The following is a 20,742-nucleotide window of genomic DNA, read 5'->3' on the forward strand; positions in this document are numbered from 1 at the left end:
ATGCCACATTCCCCCTCCACAAGGACTGTGCACCATGCCCACTTCCAACACCGACGCGCGGGTGCGTCAATTCGATACCCTGTTCTCGCCGCTTGAAACCCAGGAGCAACCGGCCTGGCTGCAGCAGGCCAGCCCCGAGCAACGACGCCAGCTGCACCAGTACCAGGTACTGGGCCGGCTGGCCCGACGGCGGGCAACGCAGGCATTCGCGAAGGTTCAGAGCCTGTACACCTACAACCTTCTGGACCTGTCTGCGAAGGACTTCGCCACCGTCACCGCACAGGTGTTCCATCGCGTGCAGCAGCGCAGGAGCCTGGACGAGGTCTACCTGACCTACCTGCAAGCCATGCTCCAGCGCCGTACGCTGCTTGACGCCAAGCAGGATGCCTACCTGGCGACCCTGCGCGAGGAATACAGCATCGCGCACATCCGGGGCCACCTGGGCAGGCAAGGCAGGCAGCTGCTCGAGTGGATCATCGGCGCCTATCCGGACGGTTCGGTGGAGTTCCCGCAACAGGGCCCGTACTTCGGCCCGGATGTAACGGTGTGCGCATCGCTCAGGCTGTTCGACGACCTGCTGGTGCCCGGCATCCTTCTGCTCGGCCCGCCGGTGGACGATGCCCCGTGCGTCGCGTACATGCCGGGCCACCCGCAGCACCCGCTGAAGCAGTACCCCTCGCGCACGCACTTCTTTGCCAGCCTGCGCGGCGCGCTGGCGAGCACCGCCTTCCAGCAGTACTTTCTGCGCTTCATCCCCCTGCGTCACCAGCAGCGGGTGGTGAGCAGCTGGCAGGCCAGCGACGCGATGCTGGACCTGCCGATGGACACCAGCGCCCTGGACCAGGGGCTGCGCTGGTTCGTGCAGAAGCACATGATCGAGCGCCTGCTCGACGATGCGCGCCTGCTGATCCCGACCACACCACAGCAGGCCGACAGCCTGAACACCCTGTGCACCCCGTTCGCCAGCGCCCTCGAAGCGCATCTGCTGATCGGCGCCGGCGCGGGCCTGTGCTGCACCGAGGAAGACGAAGGCCAGGCACCTTCGCAGTGGGTCACACCGCTGCGTGTGATCAAGCCGGCACCCGCCGACTATCGGCGCTGGCTACCCGACCTGAGCAGTTACCGCCTTGACGCCGCCAGCTCCCCGACCGGGCAACCGGATGCCATGGGGCTCTACACCCAGGGCGTGCACAAGGCGATCATGATCAACCAGGCGTTCTACCGGGTGGAGCAGGCCCCCGAGGGCCACTGGCAGATACGCCACCCCACCGACAAGGATGCCTACTGCCCGCCTCTGTACCACAACGGTGCCGGAGCCTGGCACCATCGCCACGAGCAGCCCCAGCGCTGGGAACGCCTGTCGCTGCTGCGTCGCATGGGGCCGCTCGCGGCCGGCTTCGACGATGCGCGCCTGCTGGAGCTGGGGCGCGTCAGCGGGGCTGACAATTCAAGCCTGCGCCAGATGTACCTGCGCGACCGACCCGCGCCCGCGCTGCTGGTGCATGTGCTGCAGCGGGCACGCATTCAGGACCAGGTAGCGCGCAGCATGGCCCTGATCGCCCAGGGGCTGGCGGTACCCGAAATCGATGATGTGCCCCAGCTGCAGGCCTTCTACCAGGCCGTGGCCGTCTATCTGGGCAAGGAACCGGCATCGAGGCGAACCCGTCGCAGCGGCGATTCGACCCCTACCCCCGGCGACACCGCCACCCCCTGCACCACTGGCTGCAACCCGCCGCCGGCCGACCTGTACGATGCCTGGTCACCACGGCTCAATCGGGCGATCGCCTTGCACCGCTTCGAACTGGCACAACTGGGTACCGATCATGCGGTGCTGGAGCTCCAGCAACGCTATCCGAACCTGCCACTGAGTGTCGCGCAACGACTGCTGGACGAAAACCGCCAGCGCATCTATGCCCCGCTGCAGGCGACCCCGCCGCTGCCCCTGCCTCTGGACGTGGCCGAGCAGGCGCGTGCCCTCGACCATGACGCGCGCCTGAGCAATGCTCTGGAGGGCTTTACCCAGCCGGCCTCGATCAACCAGGACACCTTCATCCTGGCCGTGCGCCTGCTCGAACACCTGGACCACTGGCCGGCCGGTACCGCGCTGCTGCTGCGCAGCGGCGCACGGTTCGGCACCCCGCTTGCAGCGCTGGGCCAGACCGATGTCGATACCACCTCGGTGTACCTGGATGAAGACGAGGGCTGGCACGCGATCAGCGCGACCCAGGTGCTGCTGGCCCAGGACACCAGCGAGTTCGGGTTCTACCGCGCATTGCTGCATGCACTGGGCGAGTCGCGCAGCGCCCGCCTGGGCTTCGGACTCAACGAGCCGCAGCGCCTGCACCAGCGCCTGATGGAAATGGCGCTGGCGCGCCCCACCCGCGCCCGTCTGCTGCTGGGCCTGCCGGTGCAAAGAAGCTGGTTGACCACCACCGCCAATGCCCCGACCCAACGCAGTCCCAGCCGTGGCGAGCAGAACATGTTCAATCGCGAACCACTGCATACCCGCCTCGAACGCCTGATCAGCCACCATCGGCTGCCCATTGCGCGCCGCTACGTCAATGCCTACATCGCCCATCTGCTCAGCCAGAACCAGCCCATCGGCGCGCACGTGACACAGCTGGAACAGGAGCGCCTGCAACTCGATGGCAGCCTGGACCGGTGGGTCGAGCAAAGTGCCGATGCCACTGCCCGCGCCGAGCGCACAGAGGTGGCGCAGCAGCTGGTGCGGGCCTGGGAATGCCGCATTCTGCGTCGGCGGGACGAGGTTCGCATCGACAGCCAGCAGGCGTTGCCACCGTTGTCGGTGACGTTGCCGGCAGTGGTGGCACTGAGGGTCCTGGATACACCGCGCATCGACGGCCTGGCAGCTTTCGTGCAGCGCTTTCCGAACCTGCACAGGCTGGAACTGGTCAACCTGCCCCTGACCGAGCTGCCGCAAGGTCTGGAGAACCTGCACCGGCTCAGCCACCTGAACCTGTCGCGTACCCGGCTGACCCCGACCCGCCTGGCCGAACTGGGCACCTTGAGCGGCTTGCAGACCCTGATCCTGAACGACATCGACGTGCCCGACTTCAGCTGGACGGCCCAGCACATGACCCGTCTGCTGACCCGCGACTCGCTGCGCATTCTGACCCTGCAGGGCTCGAGCGCGCGCTTCGAACAGGGCGTTTTCGCCGCACTGCAGCAGGCAACACACCTGCACACCCTGAACCTGGCGCAGAACCTCATCAGCTTGAGCGAACAGGACATCCTCGATCTGGGTGGCCTGCAGCGCCTGGTCAGCCTCGACCTGTCCGCCAACCCGCTTTCACGCATGCCGGACGTGACCCGCCTGCAGGCCCTGGAAGAGCTCGACCTGTCGTACCTGGCCTCGCCCGTCGACCAGTGGCCCACGGGCCTTGAGCGACTGCCCCGGGTGCACAGCGCCGACCTGCGCGGCCTGGCCATTGCCAGCGTTCCCGAAGGGGCCGGCCTTGTACGCGGCCTGCGCATGGCATACGAGTACCTGCCCGAATCACAGCGCCAGCGGTTCGAGGACGACATGATCGCCACGGGCAACACGCTGCAGGACTCCGATGCATCCAGCGCCGGGAGCTCCGACTCGCAGGGCTCCACCGACGTCGAACCGGCCTCGGTGCGCCACGCCACGGCACTGCGCGACGCACCGCGCCTGTTCGAAGGCATGTCCGCTGACGATCAGGCACGGGCCCGGCAATTGCTCGAAGACAACGGCTCGGCGGTGATCGAGTTCTTCGCCTTGCTGCTGCGCCAAGACCGCCTGCACGCCTTGCCGCCAAGGCACACGGCAATGCGCACGCGAATCCAGGCATTGATCCGGGGGGCTTTCGGCCAGGACCTGCGCAGAACCCTGTATGAGGTGGCGCTCGAGGCGGTGAGTTGTATCGACCGCGATGCGGTAGTGTTCTCGCAACTGGAAAACCTGCTGCACGCCGACCTGGCGCTGGCGAGCGTGGGCGATGCGGCAGCCGAGGGCGAACTGATCGACATGGCGATCAGCCATTGGCGCGCACTGCGCCTGCGCGAGCATGTCAGCGCCAACCTGCCGGGCTGGCGCCGCCTGGGGCACCAGATCGACTACAGCGAAATCGAACTGCATTTCAGGATCGCGTTGACCACGCGCCTGGGGCTGCGCGACCAACCGGCCACCCAGGCCTTCACCGGCTACACCCGCTGGGTTACCCCGGCAATGCTCGATGAAGCCTGCGAGGCCGTGTTGCGCTCCCAGATGAGCCAGTTGCCCGACTACCTCTATGGGCAGGCCTACTGGCAGCGCTACCTGGATTTTGCCGCGTCACCGCAACTGGAGCAGGTCAACCGCTGGCGGGATCGAATCAGCGAATACCTGGACGCCGTCAGCAACGAAGAACTGCCGCCGCCCTTGAGCGAGGATGAACAGGCGCGCCTGCGCGACATCCTGCACCTGAGTGGTCGGCTGGGCCTGCACGAAGCGCTGCCGGACATGCTGTCGCTCAACAGCAGCGAATACCGCGCGGCCTACCAGGCCTTGATGAAACGGGTCGAACAGGCCCGCATGGAACTGACCAGGACCATTCTGCGCGAGCCGCGCCCGGGCCCTTCGTCACGTAGCTGACGCGTGCCCGGTACGCCGCAGGTATTCACGCGGCGTACCGGGAACCGCTTACTGCTGGACCTGCTGGGGCGTCTCCTGCCCCATGCAGCGCACCGCCTGCTTGCGGTTGTCCACCAGCACGCCGGTCAGGCCCTTCTGTTCGGTGTCGAACAGCACCAGCACGCCTTCGATGCACTGCGCCACCTGCGCCGCCGGCTTGAGCGAGATCTTGTAGTCCTCCCCCGGCACCGTCTTGAGCATGGTGTAGTCGGCCAGCAACAGTGCATCCTGGGGCTTGGCGAAATGCAGGTAGCCGTAGTACCAGAGCACGCCCACCGTACCGATGATGCTGCAGATACCGGTAATGATCAGCGGGATGGCGTTGCGTTCTTCACTCATTGCGACTTCTCGTCAGGGTAATTGGGGACTTCGGCCAAGCGCCGCAGCCCGTTGAAATGCTCGGGGTCATCCAGAAAGCGCAGCATCACCTGGCGCCAGGTCTTGTCGGCGAAGGTCTGCACATGCCCGCCACGGGTCAGTTGCAGAACCCGCGGTGGCGGCGCGGCGCGGTACAGCGCCAGGCCGTTGGCCAACGGCACGATCGGGTCGTCGATGCTGTGGAAGAACAGCTTGGGCGGCGAGCTCAACTGGTCGATCGACCCGATGGCGCTGTCGCCATCGGGTACCAGCCACGACAACGGCACCTGGAACGGCCAGGTCAGCCAGGAAGTGCTCAGGGCAAACTGGCCCACCTTGCGGTAGCTGGCCGGCACCCCGTCGAACACCAGGGCCTTGAAGCGCTGGCGCTGCTCGGGATGCTGCGCCAGGTAGTGAATGCCCATCGCCCCGCCCAGGCTCTGCCCCAGCAGCACCAGCGGCTTGCCCTGCACTTCGGGAGCCTGCTGCAGCCAGTCCAGCGCCGCGGCGATGTCCTGGTACACCGCCGGCAGGGTCGGTTCGCCCTGGGACACCCCGTACCCCCGGTAGTCCACCAGCAGCACCTGGTAGCCCTGCTCGGGCAGCCACCAGCTGGCGCCCAGATGCCAGGCCAGGTTGCCGCCATTGCCATGCAGGTGCAGTACCGTGCCCTTGACCGGCACCCCGGCCTTGGCCGGCAACCACCAGCCGTGCAGGCGCGTGCCGTCCTCGGTGGTCAGGCTCACGTCGCGGTAGGCCAGCCCGGCCTTCTCGGGCGTGAACGGCAGGCCACGCTCGGGGTAGAACAACAGCGAACTGCAGCCGGCCAGGCTCAGCAGCGCGGCCAGCAGGCCGACCCGCCAGTGCTCAGAGAATGTTCGAATAATCGGCTTCAATCCGGTCCAGGCTCAGGTGGTTGAGGAAGTTGGAAAAACACATCCAGGCCGACAGCGCGTTCAGGTCGCGAAACTGCTCGGGCAGGTACTTGGGTGGCTCCACCAGGCCTTCATCGACCAGTTGGCGCAGGGTGCGCATGTCTTCCAGGGTGGTCTTGCCGCAGAACAGCAACGGAATCTGCTCCAGCTTGCCCTTGCGCACGGCCAACTGAATGTAGTTGTAAACCATGATGAAGCCCTTGAGGTAGGACAAGTCCTTGGTGAATGGCAGGCCATTGGGCACCGAGCCGCGGAACACGCGGCTGGCATTGCCATAGCTTTCGGCCATTTCAAACCCCTGGGCACGGAAGAACTCGTACACCTGCATGAAGTCCGCCCCCTCCTCGACCATGTGGATGGCGCGGGTGCGGTTGGTGAGCTTGCGCAGGCGGCTGGGGTAGGAGGCAAAGGCGATCACTTCCATCAGGATCGCCAGGCCTTCCTGGGTCACCGTCGACGAGGGCGGGCCCTTGGCCAGGAAGGTGCAGATCGGCTGGTTGAGGCCGTTGAGCGTGGTGCCCACGTGCACCAGCCCTTCATGCACCTCCAGCGCGCGCACGTCGCGGCTGTTGAACATCGCGTCGCTGCGGATCTTGATGTAGTCGGCGCCCGCCGCCGCGTCGGCGACGATACCGTCGGACTCGAACACGCGGATGGTTTCCTCGGCCTCGCCGAACACCTTGTTCAGGCGGCCCTGGAGCAGCTCCACGGCCTGCTTGGCGGTGAGGTCCTTGGGTTCGTCCTTGAGGTCGCCGCGCCCGTCGATGTTGTTCAGGTAGTCCGAGAGCATCAGGCCCAGGTCGGCCAGGGTCGGGTCGCCGGCATGGAAGGCGTCGGAGGCGGCGCCGTAAAGCTCCTGGGAAATCAGGCCGAAGTCTTCGGTGCCGCGCGCCTCGAGCATGCGCACCACCATGCGGTATTCCTTGCACATGCGCCGCATGATCTGCCCGACCGGGTTGAACTGGCCGAGCTGGCGGGTGATGTCGCGCTCGATGTTCTGGAACTCGAGCTTCACCGCGCTGGAGTCGAACGACAAGGGCCTGCCCTGATAGTAGGCGCGGTCCACGGCCGGCATTTCCCGGCCCTTGGCCTTGAGGAAACCCTGGCGAATGCTGTCGTCCCATTTCACCGCATCGAGTACGCGAATGGGGGTTTGCGCCAGGACAATGCGATCAGACAGGGTGCGTATCGTCTGCTGGTACTCGTCCACCCGAAACTCCTTGTGTTGGCCAGCCTACTTGCCGGCCCGCTGAAAACGTGCGACTTCGATGAACAGGTCGGAGTTGGCCGGGTCGTCCAGGTAGGCCAGCACCCGCGCCGCCGGGCTGTCGATGAGCACGCCCTGGCCGTTTTCCTCCGGTATCTCGATGGCGCGACCGCTCAGTTCCTTGTTCTTCAGGGCCTGGTTGATCTGCTCGACATCCAGGTTGTAGATCACCAGTTGCTTGTTGTCGATCACCTCGAACCCGCCGATCAGGAAGTTGCCCCCCAGACGCTTGGGCACGCCGGCCGAGAGGTACCAGCGGTTGCCATGGCGGGCCACGGTGAAGGCGTAGGTTTCAGGCTTCTTGCCCTTGGCGGTGGCCACCGCCTTGTAGGCGTTGTCGCCCCTGCGGCTGATCTGCAACGTCAGCGGCTCGCCCCAGGCGTCCTTGCTGGTCCATTTGCCGAGCAGGGCCTTGGGCGCCGGCTGGTTGGTCGGGATCGGCTCGTTGAACGTCACCAGGCAACCACTCAACAGCACAAACGACAGGGCCAACAGCACACGCCAGGCTTTCATCCGATACTCCTTGAATTAGGTAGAGCCTCAGGCCGATGCCAGCACCAGATGCAGGTATCGGGTAAGGATAGCGAGCATCTGCGCTTCGGCCTGGGGTTGTGCAGCATCGAGCAGGCCCTGATATTCCATCTGCTCGATGATGGCCGTCAACACTATGGCATCTTGCTGTGGCTGGCGCGAACCCACCACCTGCAACAGCTGGCAGGTGCCGCGCAGCAGGATCTGCGCATGCAGGCGCACCAGTTCGGCCAGCCGCGGGCACAGCAGCGCTTCCTGGCGAAACGCCTGCTCGGCCATCAGGAAGTCGCGGCGGTTGTGCAACTGGCGCTGCACGTACTCGGCGCCCATCTTCGCCACTTCGTCGGCCAGCTGCGCGCGGGCGCCGGGGCTGCCGTCGCCCTTGGCAATCAGCTGGCGCAACAGCACCTCGGTGTTTTCCCACAGCTTGGCCATGTAGGCCGCGCTGCGTTCGACATACTGGGCGAAGGTGTCGGTGAGCAGGTCTTCGATGTCCTTGAAATAATAGGTGGTGGCCGACAGCGGCACACCGGCCTCGGCGGCCACCGCACGGTGGCGCACGCCGCGCACGCCATCGCGCACGATGATGCGCATGGCCGCGTCGAGGATCTGCTGACGGCGCTGCTCGCTGCCCTGGCGGCTGGCCTTGCGCCCCTGGTACTGAACACTTTCGGCTACCGCTGTGGCCACGCCAGCAGCACCTTGTTGAGCCATTGCAGTCGTCACTGGGGTCTACCTCGTTGAATGCTGACTGATCGATCAGCTTGTCGCAGACATGAAAAAGCCGCCCCTAGAGGCGGCTTGTTCAAGACACTCAGGCCTGCGGGCGCATGTGCGGGAACAGGATCACGTCGCGGATCGACGGCGAGTTGGTCAGCAGCATCACCAGGCGGTCGATACCGATGCCCTCACCGGCAGTGGGCGGCATGCCGTACTCCAGGGCGCGCACGAAGTCGGCATCGTAGTGCATGGCCTCATCGTCGCCGGCGTCCTTGTCGGCCACCTGGGCCATGAAGCGCTCGGCCTGGTCCTCGGCATCGTTGAGCTCGGAGTAGGCGTTGGCGATCTCGCGGCCGCCGATGAACAGTTCGAAGCGGTCGGTGACGTTCGGGTTCTGGTCATTGCGACGGGCCAGCGGCGACACTTCGAACGGGTACTGGGTGATGAAGTGCGGCTGCTCCAGCTTGTGCTCGACCAGCTCTTCGAAAATCATCACCTGCAGCTTGCCCAGGCCTTCGAAGCCCAGCACCTTGGCGCCGGCCTGCTTGGCGATGGCACGGGCCTTGTCGATGTCGTTGAGGTCGTCGGCGGTCAGCTCGGGGTTGTACTTGAGGATCGAGTCGAACACCGACAGGCGCACGAACGGCTCGCCGAAGTGGAACACCTTGTCGCCGTACGGCACGTCGGTGCTGCCCAGCACCAGCTGCGCCAGCTCGCGGAACAGCTCTTCGGTGAGGTCCATGTTGTCTTCGTAGTCGGCGTAGGCCTGGTAGAACTCGAGCATGGTGAACTCGGGGTTGTGCCGGGTCGAGACGCCTTCGTTACGGAAGTTGCGGTTGATCTCGAAGACCTTCTCGAAACCACCGACCACCAGACGCTTGAGGTACAGCTCCGGCGCGATGCGCAGGAACATCGGCATGTCCAGCGCGTTGTGGTGGGTTTCGAACGGCTTGGCCGCAGCGCCACCGGGGATGGTCTGCAGCATCGGCGTTTCCACTTCCAGGAAGTCGCGCTGGATGAGGAAGTTGCGAATATGGTTGATGACCTGCGAGCGCACACGGAAGGTGTGGCGGGTTTCCTCGTTGACCATCAGGTCGACGTAGCGCTGGCGATAGCGCTGCTCGGTGTCGGTCAGGCCGTGGTGCTTGTCCGGCAGCGGGCGCAGCGACTTGGTCAGCAGGCGCACGTTGGTCATCTCGACGTACAGGTCGCCCTTGCCCGAACGAGCCAGGGTGCCTTCGGCGCTGATGATGTCGCCCAGGTCCCAGGTCTTGACCGCTGCCAGGGTTTCCTCGGGCAGGGTCTTGCGGTTGACGTAGACCTGGATGCGCCCGGTCATGTCCTGGATCACCATGAACGAGCCACGGTTGAGCATGATGCGACCGGCAACCTTGACCGGGATCGCTGCAGCTTCCAGCTCTTCCTTGGTCTTGTCGACATACTGTTTCTGCAGGTCGTTGCAGTAGCTGTCACGGCGGAAGTCGTTGGGGAAGGCGTTGCCCTTGGCGCGCTCTGCGGCAAGCTTTTCCTTGCGCAGGGCAATCAGGGTGTTTTCTTCCTGTTGCAGGTCTTGCGGGTCGAGTTTGAGGTCGCTCATGTGGTCACATTTTCCATCAGGGGTTCATTGCCCCCGCCCGCAGGCGAGGGTCTTGTAGCGGGTCGCGAAACTTACAGCCCCTGCTTGAGGCTGGCTTCCAGGTACTCGTCGATATCGCCGTCGAGCACCTTGTCGCAGTCGCTGCGTTCGACGTTGGTGCGCAGATCCTTGATCCGCGAGGCGTCGAGCACGTACGAACGGATCTGGTGACCCCAGCCGATGTCCGACTTGCTGTCTTCCAGGGCCTGCGACGCGGCGTTGCGCTTCTGCATCTCCAGCTCGTACAACTTGGCCCGCAGCATCTTCATGGCGGTGTCCTTGTTGGCGTGCTGGGAACGTTCGTTCTGGCAGCTGACCACGGTGTTGGTCGGCACGTGGGTGATACGCACCGCCGAGTCGGTGGTGTTCACGTGCTGGCCGCCGGCACCCGAGGAGCGGTAGGTGTCGATACGCAGGTCGGACGGGTTGATCTCGATTTCGACCTTGTCGTCGATCTCGGGGGACACGAACACCGCCGAGAACGAAGTATGGCGGCGTGCGCCGGAGTCGAACGGGCTCTTGCGCACCAGACGGTGCACACCGATCTCGGTGCGCAGCCAGCCAAAGGCGTACTCGCCCTTGATGTGCACGGTGGCGCCCTTGATGCCGGCCACGTCGCCTTCGGACAGTTCCATGATGGTGGCGTCGAAACCACGCTTGGACGCCCAGCGCAGGTACATGCGCAGCAGGATGTTGGCCCAGTCCTGGGCCTCGGTGCCGCCGGAACCGGCCTGGATGTCCAGGTAGGCGTTGTTCATGTCCATCTCGCCGCTGAACATGCGACGGAATTCGAGCTGGGCCAGGGAGTCTTCCAGGCCCTGGAGCACTTCGACGACGTCATTGACGGCGCCTTCGTCGTTCTCCTCGACAGCCATGTCGAGCAGCTCGCGGGCGTCGACCAGGCCGCCGGACAGTTCGTCCAGGGTGTCGACGATCTGCGCCAGCATGGCGCGTTCGCGGCCCAGTTCCTGGGCGTACTCGGGCTTGTTCCAGACGTTCGGGTCTTCGAGCTCGCGGTTGACTTCGATCAGGCGGTCATGCTTGTGATCGTAGTCAAAGATACCCCCGAATGGATTCGGAGCGCTCGGTCAGGTCCTTGATGGTGTTCAGGATCGGTTGGATTTCCATGGGCGGGCAGCTCTCGTGCGTATTCTGTGAAAAGCCGGAGAGTATAAACGAGTCTGCAGGTGCGCGGCAGCCCGTCGGGCGGCCTTTGGAGAAGCCGGCGCCTGATCGCGGATCAGCCGCCCCCACAAGGGCAGCACGATGCCCATGGGAGCGGGCTTGACCCGCGATGGCGGTCTGTCAGGCCACCCCGACCTGGTTGCGCCCGCCATTCTTGGCCTGGTACAGGCCCTTGTCCGCCGCCGAGATCAACTGTCGGCAATGGCTGCCGACTGCCGGCGTGTGGGTGGCCAGGCCGATGCTGATGGTCAGCACGCTGCCCGCCTGCGGCATGTTGTGCTCGATGGCCAGGCCCACCACGGTCTGGCGCAGCTTCTCGGCCACCAGCCGCGCCCCGCCCGGCGAAGTGTTGGGCAGCACCAGGGCGAATTCCTCGCCACCGTAGCGTGCCGGCAGGTCGCTGGGGCGGCTGCACGAGGCACGAATCGCCTCGGCCACCTGGCGCAGCGCCTCGTCCCCGGCCAGGTGGCCGAACGAGTCGTTGAAGGCCTTGAAATAGTCGACGTCGATCATCAGCAACGACAGCTGCGACTGGTCACGCATGGCCCGGCGCCATTCCAGTTCCAGGTACTCGTCGAAATGCCGGCGGTTGGACAGCCCCGTCAGACCGTCGGAGTTCATCAGCCGTTGCAGCACCAGGTTGGTGTCCAGCAACTGCTGCTGGCTGACCCGCAGCGCCCGGTAGGCTTCGTCACGCTGCAGCAGGGTGAGGTAGGAGCGCGAGTGGTACAGGATGCGCGCGACCAGCTCGATGTTGTCGGGCAGCTTGACCAGGTAGTCGTTGGCCCCGGCGGCGAACGCGGCACTCTTGACCAGCGCGTCTTCCTTGGACGACAGCACGATGATCGGGATGTCCTGGGTGGCCGGGTTGCTGCGGTACTCGCGCACCAGGCTCAGGCCATCGAGGCCGGGCATGACCAGGTCCTGCAGGATCACCGTGGGCTTGATCCGGATCGCCTGCGCGACTGCCTGATGCGGGTCGGCGCAGAAGTGAAAGTCGATGTTGGCCTCGTTGGCCAGGCCGCGACGCACGGCTTCGCCGATCATCGCCTGGTCGTCGACCAGCAGCACCATCGCCGAGTTTTCATTGGTGGTCGGGAACCCCACGAGCGGTAGATCATTCATGCGCGCCCTGCTCCCTGGCGAACGACCGGTTTGGTTCATTACACATCGTCATTTCGAAAAAATCTCCATCAGGCGCGGCGCAATGCGCTCCAGCGCACGTATCTCGACGGCGGCATCGATGGCCGCAGCCGCCTTGGGCATGCCGTAGACCGCACTGCTCTGCTGGTCCTGGGCGATGGTCAGAAAGCCCTGCTCGCGCATCAGCTTGAGCCCCTGGGCGCCATCGCGGCCCATGCCGGTCAGCAGTACGCCCACCGCATCGCCCTGCCAGAAGCGCGCCACGCTCTCGAAAAACACATCGATCGAAGGGCGGTAGATCGCGTTGACCGGTTCGGCGGTGTAGGCCAGGGTGCCGTCCTTCAACAGACGGATATGGTGGTTGGTACCGGCCAGCAGCACCTGCCCGGGCTGGGGTGCTTCGCCCTCGCGGGCCAGGCGTACCGGCAGGCCGGAGGCGCTGCTCAGCCACTCGGCCATGCCGGCGGCGAACACCTGGTCGACGTGCTGGACCAGCACGATGGCCGCGTTGAAATCCTGCTCCAGGCTCTTGAGCAGCACCTCAAGCGCCGCCGGGCCACCGGCCGAGGAACCGATCGCCACCAGGCGCTGGCGTTGTGCGCCCTGGCGCTGCGGGGCTGCCACTGCCCGCACGCGGTTGCTGCCGTGCTGGCCGATCAGCCAGCTGATATTGAGGATCTTGCGCAACAGCGGCGCGGCCGCCTCACGCGGGTTGCCGGCGCCTACCGCCGGGGTGTCGACCACGTCCAGGGCGCCGTGGCCCATGGCCTCGAACACGCGGTGCACGTTCTGCTGGCGGTCGACCGTGACAATCACGATGGCGCAAGGGGTCCGGGCCATGATCTGGCGCGTGGCCTCCACGCCGTCCATGACGGGCATGATCAGGTCCATCAGGATCAGGTCGGGGGTGTGCTCGGCGCAGCGCTGCACCGCCTCGGCGCCATTGCCGGCCACCCAGATCACCTCGTGCTGCGGCTCGAACGCCAATGCCCGGCGCAGGGCCTCCACGGCCAGGGGCATGTCGTTGACGATGGCGATCTTCATCCCTGGGCTCCCCCGATAAGCTCCACCACGGCTTCCAGCAAGGCATCATCATGAAAACTGGCCTTGGCCAAATAGTAGTCGGCCCCGGCGTCCAGTCCACGACGACGATCTTCCTCGCGGTCCTTGTACGACACCACCATCACCGGCAACGACTGCAACCGGCTGTCGCGGCGCAGCAGGGTGACCAGTTCGATGCCGTCCATGCGCGGCATGTCGATGTCGGTGATCAGCAGGTCGAAATCCTCGCTGCGCAAGGCGTTCCAGCCGTCCATGCCGTCCACCGCGACGGCCACTTCGTAACCGCGGTTGGTCAGCAGCTTGCGCTGCAACTCGCGCACGGTCAACGAGTCATCCACCACCAGCACGCGCTTGCGCGTCGCTTCGCGGGCGGCGCGCTGGCCGCGCTCGATACGTTCCAGGCGGCCGGTGCTGAGCAGCTTCTCGACCGAGCGCAGCAGGTCCTCGACGTCCACGATCAGCACCACCGAGCCGTCATCGAGCAGGGCCCCGGCCGAGATGTCCTGCACCTTGCCCAGCCGCGCGTCCAGCGGCATCACCACCAGCACGCGCTCGCCGATCAGACGCTCGACGGCCACGCCATACAGGGTGTCGCGCTCACGGATGACCACCACCTTGATGGCCTGTTCCGCCGCCTGGCTGGGCGGCCGGTTGAGCAACTGGGAGGCGGCCACCAGGCCGATGTGCCGGCCTTCATGCCAGAAATGCTGGCGCCCCTCGATCTGCACGATGGCCTCGGCGGGCAGGTCCAGGGTGCGTTCGATATGCGCCAGCGGGAAGGCGTAGGCCTCGCCCCCCACCTCGACCACCAGGCTGCGCACCACCGACAGGGTCAGCGGCACCTCCAGGTGAAAGCGGCTGCCCTGCCCGCTGTGCTGGCTGAGGTCGATGAAGCCGCGCAACTGGCGCACGCTGTGCTGCACCGCATCGAGCCCTACGCCGCGCCCGGAAACCTCGGTGACCTTGTCGCGCAGGCTGAACCCCGGCAGGAACAGGAACGTCAGCAGTTCGGCTTCGCTCATCTGCGCCACGGTGTCGGCCGGCGACAACTGGCGCTCGACGATGCTGTGGCGCAGGCGTTGCAAGTCGACGCCGCCACCGTCATCGCTCAGTTCCAGCACCAGCAGGCCGGCCTGGTGCGAGGCGCGCAGGCGGATCAGGCCCTCGGCCGGCTTGCCTGCCAGCAGGCGTTGCTCGGGCAGTTCGATACCGTGGTCCACGGCGTTGCGCAGAAGGTGGGTGAGCGGCGCCTCGAGTTTTTCCAGCACGTCACGGTCGACCTGGGTCTTTTCGCCCTCGATCTCCAGACGCACCTGCTTGCCCAGCGACCGCCCCAGGTCGCGAACCATGCGGCTCTGCCCGTTGAGCACGTCGGCGAACGGGCGCATGCGGCAGGCCAGCGCGGTGTCGTACAGCAGTTGCGCGCGCTGGCTGGCCTGCCAGCCGAACTCGTCCAGGTCGGCGGCCTGCTGCTGCAGCATCTCGCGGGTTTCGCCGAGCAGGCGCTGGGCCTGCGCCAGCGCTTCCTGCACCTCCGGTCGCTGGCCGCCGGTGTCCAGCTCGGCCTTGAGCGTATCGAGGGCGCGAATGCTCTGGCCGTGCATGCGCTTGAGGCGCTGCAGGGTGGCCAGGTAGGGCTTCAGGCGCTGGGTTTCGACCAGCGACTTGCTGGACAGGTCGAGCAGGCTGTTCAGGCGCTCGGCCGTGACCCGCAGCACCCGCTCGCCGCCTTCGCTGCGCTTGCCCGGCGCAAGGGCCACGGGCTCGGCAGGCGCCTCCGGTTGCGCGAGCGCCTCAGGCTCGGGCGCCGGGGGCACCGGCTGCGGCGCAGCCGGTGCGGGTTCAGGATTCTGCGTCGGCTCGGGCGCGTCGCCGATTGCCGGCCCCGTCGCCATCAGCGCACTGGCCGGATCGAGCAGCACGGCCATCTGCACCACGAAGGCCTGGACCGCCGCCTCGGTGGCCGCACCGCCCAGGGTGGCGATGCGCATCAGCAGGTCGGTGCCCTGCAGCAGCGCATCGATGTGCTCGGGGCGCAGGCGCAGGCGGCCTTCCTGGGCCTCGACCAGGCAGTCTTCCATCACGTGGGCAACGCTGACCCCGGCGTCGATCCCCACGATGCGCGCCGCGCCCTTGAGCGAGTGGGCGGCGCGCATGCAGGCCTCGAGCTGGTCACCCTGGGTAGGGTTGCGTTCCAGGGCCAGCAGGCCGGCGCTGAGCACCTGGGTCTGCGCCTCGGCCTCCAGGCTGAACAGCTCGAGCAGCGAAGCGTCGCGCATTTGCTCTGGGGTCATGACAGGCTCCGGTTCACGGCAGACAACAGCTGTTCTTCATCCAGCACCCGCACGCTGCGACCGCGCCACTGCAATACCGCTTCGGTGAAGCGTGCATCGGTGGCGGTGTCGCTGGCCGGCTGCCCGGGGTCGAGGGCATGGATGCCGTCCACTTCATCCACCGGCAGCACCACGGCGCCGCCGCTGGCACCCAGGATCAGCATGCGCGGCATGATCCGCGCCGACACCGCCACCGGGCTGCCGGGCTCGAGCCCCAGCAGGTCGCCCAGCGACAGGCACGGCACCAGCGCACCGCGCACATTGGCCACCCCCTGCAGCACCCGCGAGCGCTGGTGCGGCAAGGAGTGCACCGGCTGCAGCGGCGCCACCTCGACCAGGCAGCGGGTCGCCAGGGCCAGCCATTCCTCGCCCAGGCGAAACAGCAACAGCGAGCGCCCGACACTCACTGGTGCCTGCACATGCGTCTGCGCATGGGCGTCCTGGGCCAGCGCATAGCGGTCCAGCAGGCGCGTGGCCGCTGCCGCGTACACCTGGCAGTTGCGACAGTGAATATGCTCGGCCAGCAACGGGCAGCTCTTGTCGCCGTGCACACCGATACGGTTCCAGCAATCGTCGATGGCCTCGACCGTGGCGGCCATCACGCCCAGCTCTGCCTGGCCGCTCATCGTTCAGGCTCCCGCTCGCTGCGCTCTCGGCGCGCCGCACGCTCCTGCAGGCGCCGGGCGCCCACCTCATCGCCCTGGGACGCCAGCAGCGCCGCCAGGTGCGCCAGGGCCTCGGGGTGCTGGGGTTGCAGGTACAGCACCTTGCGGTAGTGGCTCACGGCCTGGGCCGCATCGCCGGCGGTATCGCTGAGCAGGCCCAGCCAGTAATACACCTGCGCATCCGGTGCATGCTGCTGCAGATAGCGTTCGCAGGCCGCGCGTGCCTCGTCGCTGCGGCCCTCGTTGGCCAGCGTGGCGATCTGCGCCAGCAGCTGTTCGGCGCCGGGCTTGCCGGCGGCTGGGGCCGCAACCCGGGCAGGCTGCGGTGCCGGGGCTGGCGCACGGCGCGCCAACGGCGCAGGCGCCCGCCGTGGACTGGGTGCAGGCATCGGGGGCGGCGGCGAAAGCACTGGGGGCGGCTCCTGCGGGATATGCCGTACATAGGCGAACGACTGCGCGATACCCAGCGGGCGCATGCCCATGCGTGCCAGCAGGCTGCCTTCGGCCGGGCCGATGAACAGTACGCCGTCTTCATGGGTGAGGGTTTTCAGTACGTCGAACACCCGTTGCTGGGTGGGTACATCGAAATAGATCAGCAGGTTGCGGCAGAAGACGAAGTCGTAGCTGCCCCTACGGGTGCGCAGCGCCGGGTCGAGCACGTTGCCCACCTGCAGCTCGACCTGCTGGCGAACCCGCTCGTCGAGGCGATGGCCCTGCTCCACCTCGCTGAAGTGGCGCTGGCGGAAGGCGATGTCACTGCCGCGAAAGGAGTTGCGGCCATACACCGCCTGTTCGGCGCGGGCGATCGAGTTGGGGCTGATGTCGATGCCGTCGACGCGAAACCCGGGGCCGGCGATACCGGCATCGAGCAGGGCCATGGCAATCGAATAGGGCTCTTCACCGGTCGAACACGGCAGGCTGAGCACCCGCAGCGGCCGGGTGCCATTGAGCTCGGCCAGGCGCCTGAGGGCAAGCCCGGCCAGCGCGCTGAACGACTCGGGATAACGGAAGAACCAGGTTTCAGGCACGATCACCGCTTCGATCAGCGCCTGCTGCTCCGGGGTCGACTGCTGCAGGCGCACCCAGTAGTCGTCCAGGTCGCGGGCCTGCAGGGCAGCACAGCGCTGGCGCAGGGCCCGCTCGACCATCGGCGCGCCAACCGAGGCGACATCCAGGCCGATACGCTCTTGCAAGAATCGAAAGAACCGCTGCTCGTCGCTCATGGCTGCACCTCCACGGGCGGGTACAGCAAGGCGCGGGCCTGGTCGGTCAGCAGGTCCTGGACGCTGATGCGTTGCATCAGGCCCTGGGCATCTTCGCGCACCGGCCCCAGGTAGGGGGCCTGCTGGTTGTCGACGCCATAGGGACGAAACTCGTCGGGGTGGCAACGCAGGGTGTCGCTGGCCTGCTGCAGGATCAGGCCCAGCAACTGCGGCTCGGCCTGCGCCTGGCCCCGGTAGTGCACCAGCACCAGCCGGGTGCTGGTACGCAGCGGCGCCGGGGTGCCGAACCCCAGGTCGCCCACGTCGATCACCGGTACCAGCGCACCGCGATGCGCCAGCACCCCCGCCACCCAGCGCGGGGTGTGGGCGATGGGCTTGAGTGGCAGGCGCGGCAGCACCTCCACTACCTCATGGGTGTCCAGGGCAAAGCGCTGCTCGCCGATACGAAATACCAGGAACAGGCGCCCTGGCGTAGGCACCGAAGTGTCGCGGCGTGACTGAAGGTCGCTCATCGGGGCTTCAGACTTTGAACCGCGACACACCACCACGGAGGCCGACCGCTACCTGGCTCAGCTCGTCGATGGCGAAACTGGCCTGGCGCAGCGACTCCACGGTCTGGCTGCTGGCATCGCCCAGCTGCGCCAGTGCATGGTTGATCTGCTCGGCACCGGTGGCCTGGGCCTGCATGCCTTCGTTGACCATCAGCACCCGTGGCGCCAGCGCCTGCACCTGGTGGATGATCTGGGTCAGTTGCTCGCCCACCTGCTGCACCTCGGCCATGCCGCGACGCACTTCCTCGGAAAACTTGTCCATGCCCATCACTCCGGCCGACACCGCCGACTGGATCTCGCGCACCATCTGTTCGATATCGTAGGTGGCCACGGCGGTCTGGTCGGCCAGGCGGCGCACTTCGGTGGCCACCACGGCAAAGCCGCGGCCATATTCGCCGGCCTTCTCGGCCTCGATGGCGGCGTTGAGCGACAGCAGGTTGGTCTGGTCGGCGACCTTGACGATGGTGACCACCACCTGGTTGATGTTGCCGGCCTTCTCGTTGAGGATCGCCAGCTTGTTGTTGACCAGGTCGGCCGCGCCCATCACCTGGTGCATGGTCTCTTCCATGCGCGCCAGGCCCTGCTGGCCGGAGCCGGCCAGTACCGAGGCCTGGTCGGCGGCGCTGGTGACCTCGGTCATGGTGCGCACCAGGTCCCGGGAGGTGGCGGCGATTTCCCGCGAGGTGGCACCGATTTCGGTGGTGGTGGCGGCCGTTTCGGTGGCGGTGGCCTGCTGCTGCTTGGAGGTGGCGGCAATCTCGGTCACCGAGGTGGTGACCTGCACTGACGAGCGCTGGGCCTGGGACACCAGCGTGGTCAGCTCGCTCATCATTTCGTTGAAGCCGGTTTCCACCGCGCCGAATTCATCCTTGCGGTCCAGGCTCAGGCGCACGCTGAGGTCACCGCCGCGCAGCTTGTCCAGCGCCCGCACGATCAGTTGCATGGGGCCGGTGATGGCGCGCATCAGCATCAGGCCGCAGATGCCGGCTGCAATGATCGCCAGCACCAGCGAGATCATCATGCTGACCTTGGCCGTGGTCACCGCGCTGACGATGGCACCGGTGGCCTGCTCGGCCGACACCCGGTTGCCTTCGATCACCGTGTTCAGGTGCTTGCGGCCCTCGTTCCAGGCCGGGGTCATGCTGTCCTGCAGCAGGCGCTGGGCCTCGGCGTAGTTCTTCTGCCGGTAGGCCTCCAGCACGCTGTCGAGCAGCTTCAGGTAGCCCTGCTCCAGGCGCACGAACTCCTCGTAGCTGGACTGGTCTTCGGTGGACTGGATGGTCTTCTGGTAATCGGCCATGTTCTGCTTGAGGCGATCCTCGAAGCTCTTGTACAGCTCGGCGTCGGCATTGGTCAGCTCGCGGTGGTTGCTCAGGCCGAGCAACTGCTGGGTGTTGACGTAGCTGTCGACCCAGGCGCTGCGGATCATCGAGCTGTAGTACACGCCAGGGATGCTGTCCGAACGCACCGCCTCCTCACTGGACTCGATCGCCACCAGGCGCGAGTAGGCAGCGACCACCATCAACAGCATGATGGCAATGATCATGGCGAAGCTCGCCAGGATGCGTTGGCGCAATGTCCAGTTCTTCACAGTCAGCCCTCAAGGATTCTACGCGAGCAGAAAAATGCGCAGATTATAGCCCACGCACCTTATCTGCACGCGCTCTGGATCAAGACGGCTCGGGCAAAATGGCCTGCGCGATGGCCATATGCCCGCATTTGCTGACTCAGGCCTGGCGAACCTGTTTTTCCAGCTCGGCCTTGAGGGCCGGGTCGAGCTTGAGCTGCTTGGCCAACTCGTCGAGGTAGGCGCGCTCCATGAAGTGTTCCTCGTCCACCAGCATGACGCTGGCGATGTACATCTCGGCCGCCATTTCCGGCGTTGTGGCAGCGCGGGCGACGTCGGCCGGGTCCAGCGGTCGGTTAAGTTCGGCATGCAGCCACTGTTGCAGCTCGTGGTCGTTGTCGAGCTTGACGAACTCGCCTTCGATCAGCGCCTTCTCGCGCTCGTCGACATGCCCGTCGGCCTTGGCCGCAGCCACCAGCGCCTTGAGGATGGCCTGGCTGTGCAATTCGACCTGGGCGGCAGGCAGGCGATCGAGGGTCTGCGGTTCGCGCTGCGGCGCACTGCCCTGCTGGGCCTGCCAGTTGCCGTAGGCCTTGTAGGCCAGCACACCGAGGGCGGCCAGGCCACCATAGGTGAGCGCCTTGCCCCCCAGGCTGCGCGCCTTCTTGTTGCCCAGCAGCAGGCCCATCGCGCCCGCCGCCAGCGCACCACCGCCGGCACCGGAGAGCAGCCCGCCCAGGCCACCGCCACCGGCGCCGCCGAGCAACCCACCCAGCCCGCCACTGCCCCCTGGCTTGGCGCTGGCACCTTTGCCGGCCTGGTTCTGCAGCAGCTCCTGACCGGACTTTAGCAACTGGTCGAGCAAACCTCGGGTGTTCATCTGAACGTCCTCAACAAGGAAATGAAACGCCAG

The 20,742-nt window shown here is 66.3% G+C and carries 15 protein-coding genes and 1 pseudogene; 1 reads left to right on the forward strand and 15 read right to left on the reverse strand.

Translation table 11 applies throughout. The features are described from left to right. The first annotated feature begins 34 nt into the window (after positions 1-34). Positions 35-4,615 carry an NEL-type E3 ubiquitin ligase domain-containing protein gene (locus CR917_RS01965; protein WP_104571837.1) on the forward strand — a complete coding sequence of 1,527 codons (4,581 nt, stop codon included), beginning with the start codon at positions 35-37 and terminating at the stop codon, positions 4,613-4,615. 48 nt (positions 4,616-4,663) lie between these two features. Here CR917_RS01965 and CR917_RS01970 read toward each other — a convergent pair whose 3' ends face one another. The 15 genes and pseudogenes from CR917_RS01970 to CR917_RS02040 all read right to left on the reverse strand — a co-directional run bounded on the left by CR917_RS01970 (position 4,664) and on the right by CR917_RS02040 (position 20,709). Beyond that, entirely contained in the window at positions 4,664-4,993 is a 330-nt protein-coding gene (locus tag CR917_RS01970) for a hypothetical protein (protein ID WP_104571838.1), read from the reverse strand. Then, a complete protein-coding gene (locus tag CR917_RS01975; RefSeq protein ID WP_043863217.1) occupies positions 4,990-5,907 on the reverse strand; it encodes an alpha/beta hydrolase in 918 nt (305 codons plus the stop codon). Before CR917_RS01975 ends, CR917_RS01970 begins: the two co-directional genes overlap by 4 nt. Next, positions 5,879-7,156, reverse strand: a complete 1,278-nt coding sequence (locus CR917_RS01980) for a flavohemoglobin expression-modulating QEGLA motif protein (RefSeq protein WP_043863216.1) — start codon at positions 7,154-7,156, stop codon at positions 5,879-5,881. The genes CR917_RS01975 and CR917_RS01980 overlap by 29 nt, the downstream gene beginning before the upstream one ends. Positions 7,157-7,180: 24 nt before the next feature. After that, a complete protein-coding gene (locus CR917_RS01985) occupies positions 7,181-7,726 on the reverse strand; it encodes a hypothetical protein (protein ID WP_043863215.1) in 546 nt (181 codons plus the stop codon). Between the two features lie 27 nt (positions 7,727-7,753). After that, positions 7,754-8,458, reverse strand: a complete 705-nt coding sequence (locus CR917_RS01990; protein ID WP_043863214.1) for a TetR/AcrR family transcriptional regulator — start codon at positions 8,456-8,458, stop codon at positions 7,754-7,756. A gap of 100 nt (positions 8,459-8,558) precedes the next feature. Then, a complete protein-coding gene (lysS, locus tag CR917_RS01995; RefSeq protein ID WP_043863213.1) occupies positions 8,559-10,061 on the reverse strand; it encodes a lysine--tRNA ligase in 1,503 nt (500 codons plus the stop codon). A 71-nt stretch (positions 10,062-10,132) separates the two neighbouring features. Next, positions 10,133-11,228, reverse strand: a protein-coding gene (gene prfB, locus CR917_RS02000) for a peptide chain release factor 2 (RefSeq protein WP_100633065.1) whose coding sequence is annotated in 2 segments (ribosomal slippage) — positions 10,133-11,155 and positions 11,157-11,228 — 1,095 coding nt in all. Because the reading frame shifts where the segments join, the coding sequence is not laid out codon by codon here. Positions 11,229-11,368: 140 nt separating this feature from the next. Continuing rightward, positions 11,369-12,410: pseudogene (locus CR917_RS02005) on the reverse strand (diguanylate cyclase); the annotation flags it as partial. Between the two features lie 48 nt (positions 12,411-12,458). Beyond that, the gene (locus tag CR917_RS02010; RefSeq protein WP_043863210.1) at positions 12,459-13,472 is read right to left on the reverse strand and encodes a chemotaxis response regulator protein-glutamate methylesterase; all 1,014 of its coding nucleotides are present in this window, start codon (positions 13,470-13,472) and stop codon (positions 12,459-12,461) included. Further along, the gene (locus CR917_RS02015; RefSeq protein WP_104571839.1) at positions 13,469-15,784 is read right to left on the reverse strand and encodes a hybrid sensor histidine kinase/response regulator; all 2,316 of its coding nucleotides are present in this window, start codon (positions 15,782-15,784) and stop codon (positions 13,469-13,471) included. The genes CR917_RS02010 and CR917_RS02015 overlap by 4 nt, the downstream gene beginning before the upstream one ends. Continuing rightward, positions 15,781-16,449, reverse strand: coding sequence for a chemotaxis protein CheW (locus CR917_RS02020; protein ID WP_104571840.1), 669 nt, complete (start codon positions 16,447-16,449; stop codon positions 15,781-15,783). The genes CR917_RS02015 and CR917_RS02020 overlap by 4 nt, the downstream gene beginning before the upstream one ends. Beyond that, positions 16,446-17,711, reverse strand: coding sequence for a protein-glutamate O-methyltransferase CheR (locus CR917_RS02025; protein WP_104571841.1), 1,266 nt, complete (start codon positions 17,709-17,711; stop codon positions 16,446-16,448). Before CR917_RS02025 ends, CR917_RS02020 begins: the two co-directional genes overlap by 4 nt. After that, complete coding sequence (locus tag CR917_RS02030) at positions 17,708-18,223, reverse strand: chemotaxis protein CheW (RefSeq protein ID WP_054915018.1); 516 nt, start codon at positions 18,221-18,223, stop codon at positions 17,708-17,710. Before CR917_RS02030 ends, CR917_RS02025 begins: the two co-directional genes overlap by 4 nt. 7 nt (positions 18,224-18,230) lie before the next feature. Then, a complete protein-coding gene (locus CR917_RS02035; RefSeq protein ID WP_231390573.1) occupies positions 18,231-19,808 on the reverse strand; it encodes a methyl-accepting chemotaxis protein in 1,578 nt (525 codons plus the stop codon). Between the two features lie 181 nt (positions 19,809-19,989). Beyond that, complete coding sequence (locus CR917_RS02040) at positions 19,990-20,709, reverse strand: tellurite resistance TerB family protein (protein ID WP_054915019.1); 720 nt, start codon at positions 20,707-20,709, stop codon at positions 19,990-19,992. Positions 20,710-20,742: the final 33 nt, after the last annotated feature.

It is taken from the genome of Pseudomonas sp. BRM28 (assembly GCF_002939405.1).
Lineage (GTDB): Bacteria > Pseudomonadota > Gammaproteobacteria > Pseudomonadales > Pseudomonadaceae > Aquipseudomonas > Aquipseudomonas palmensis.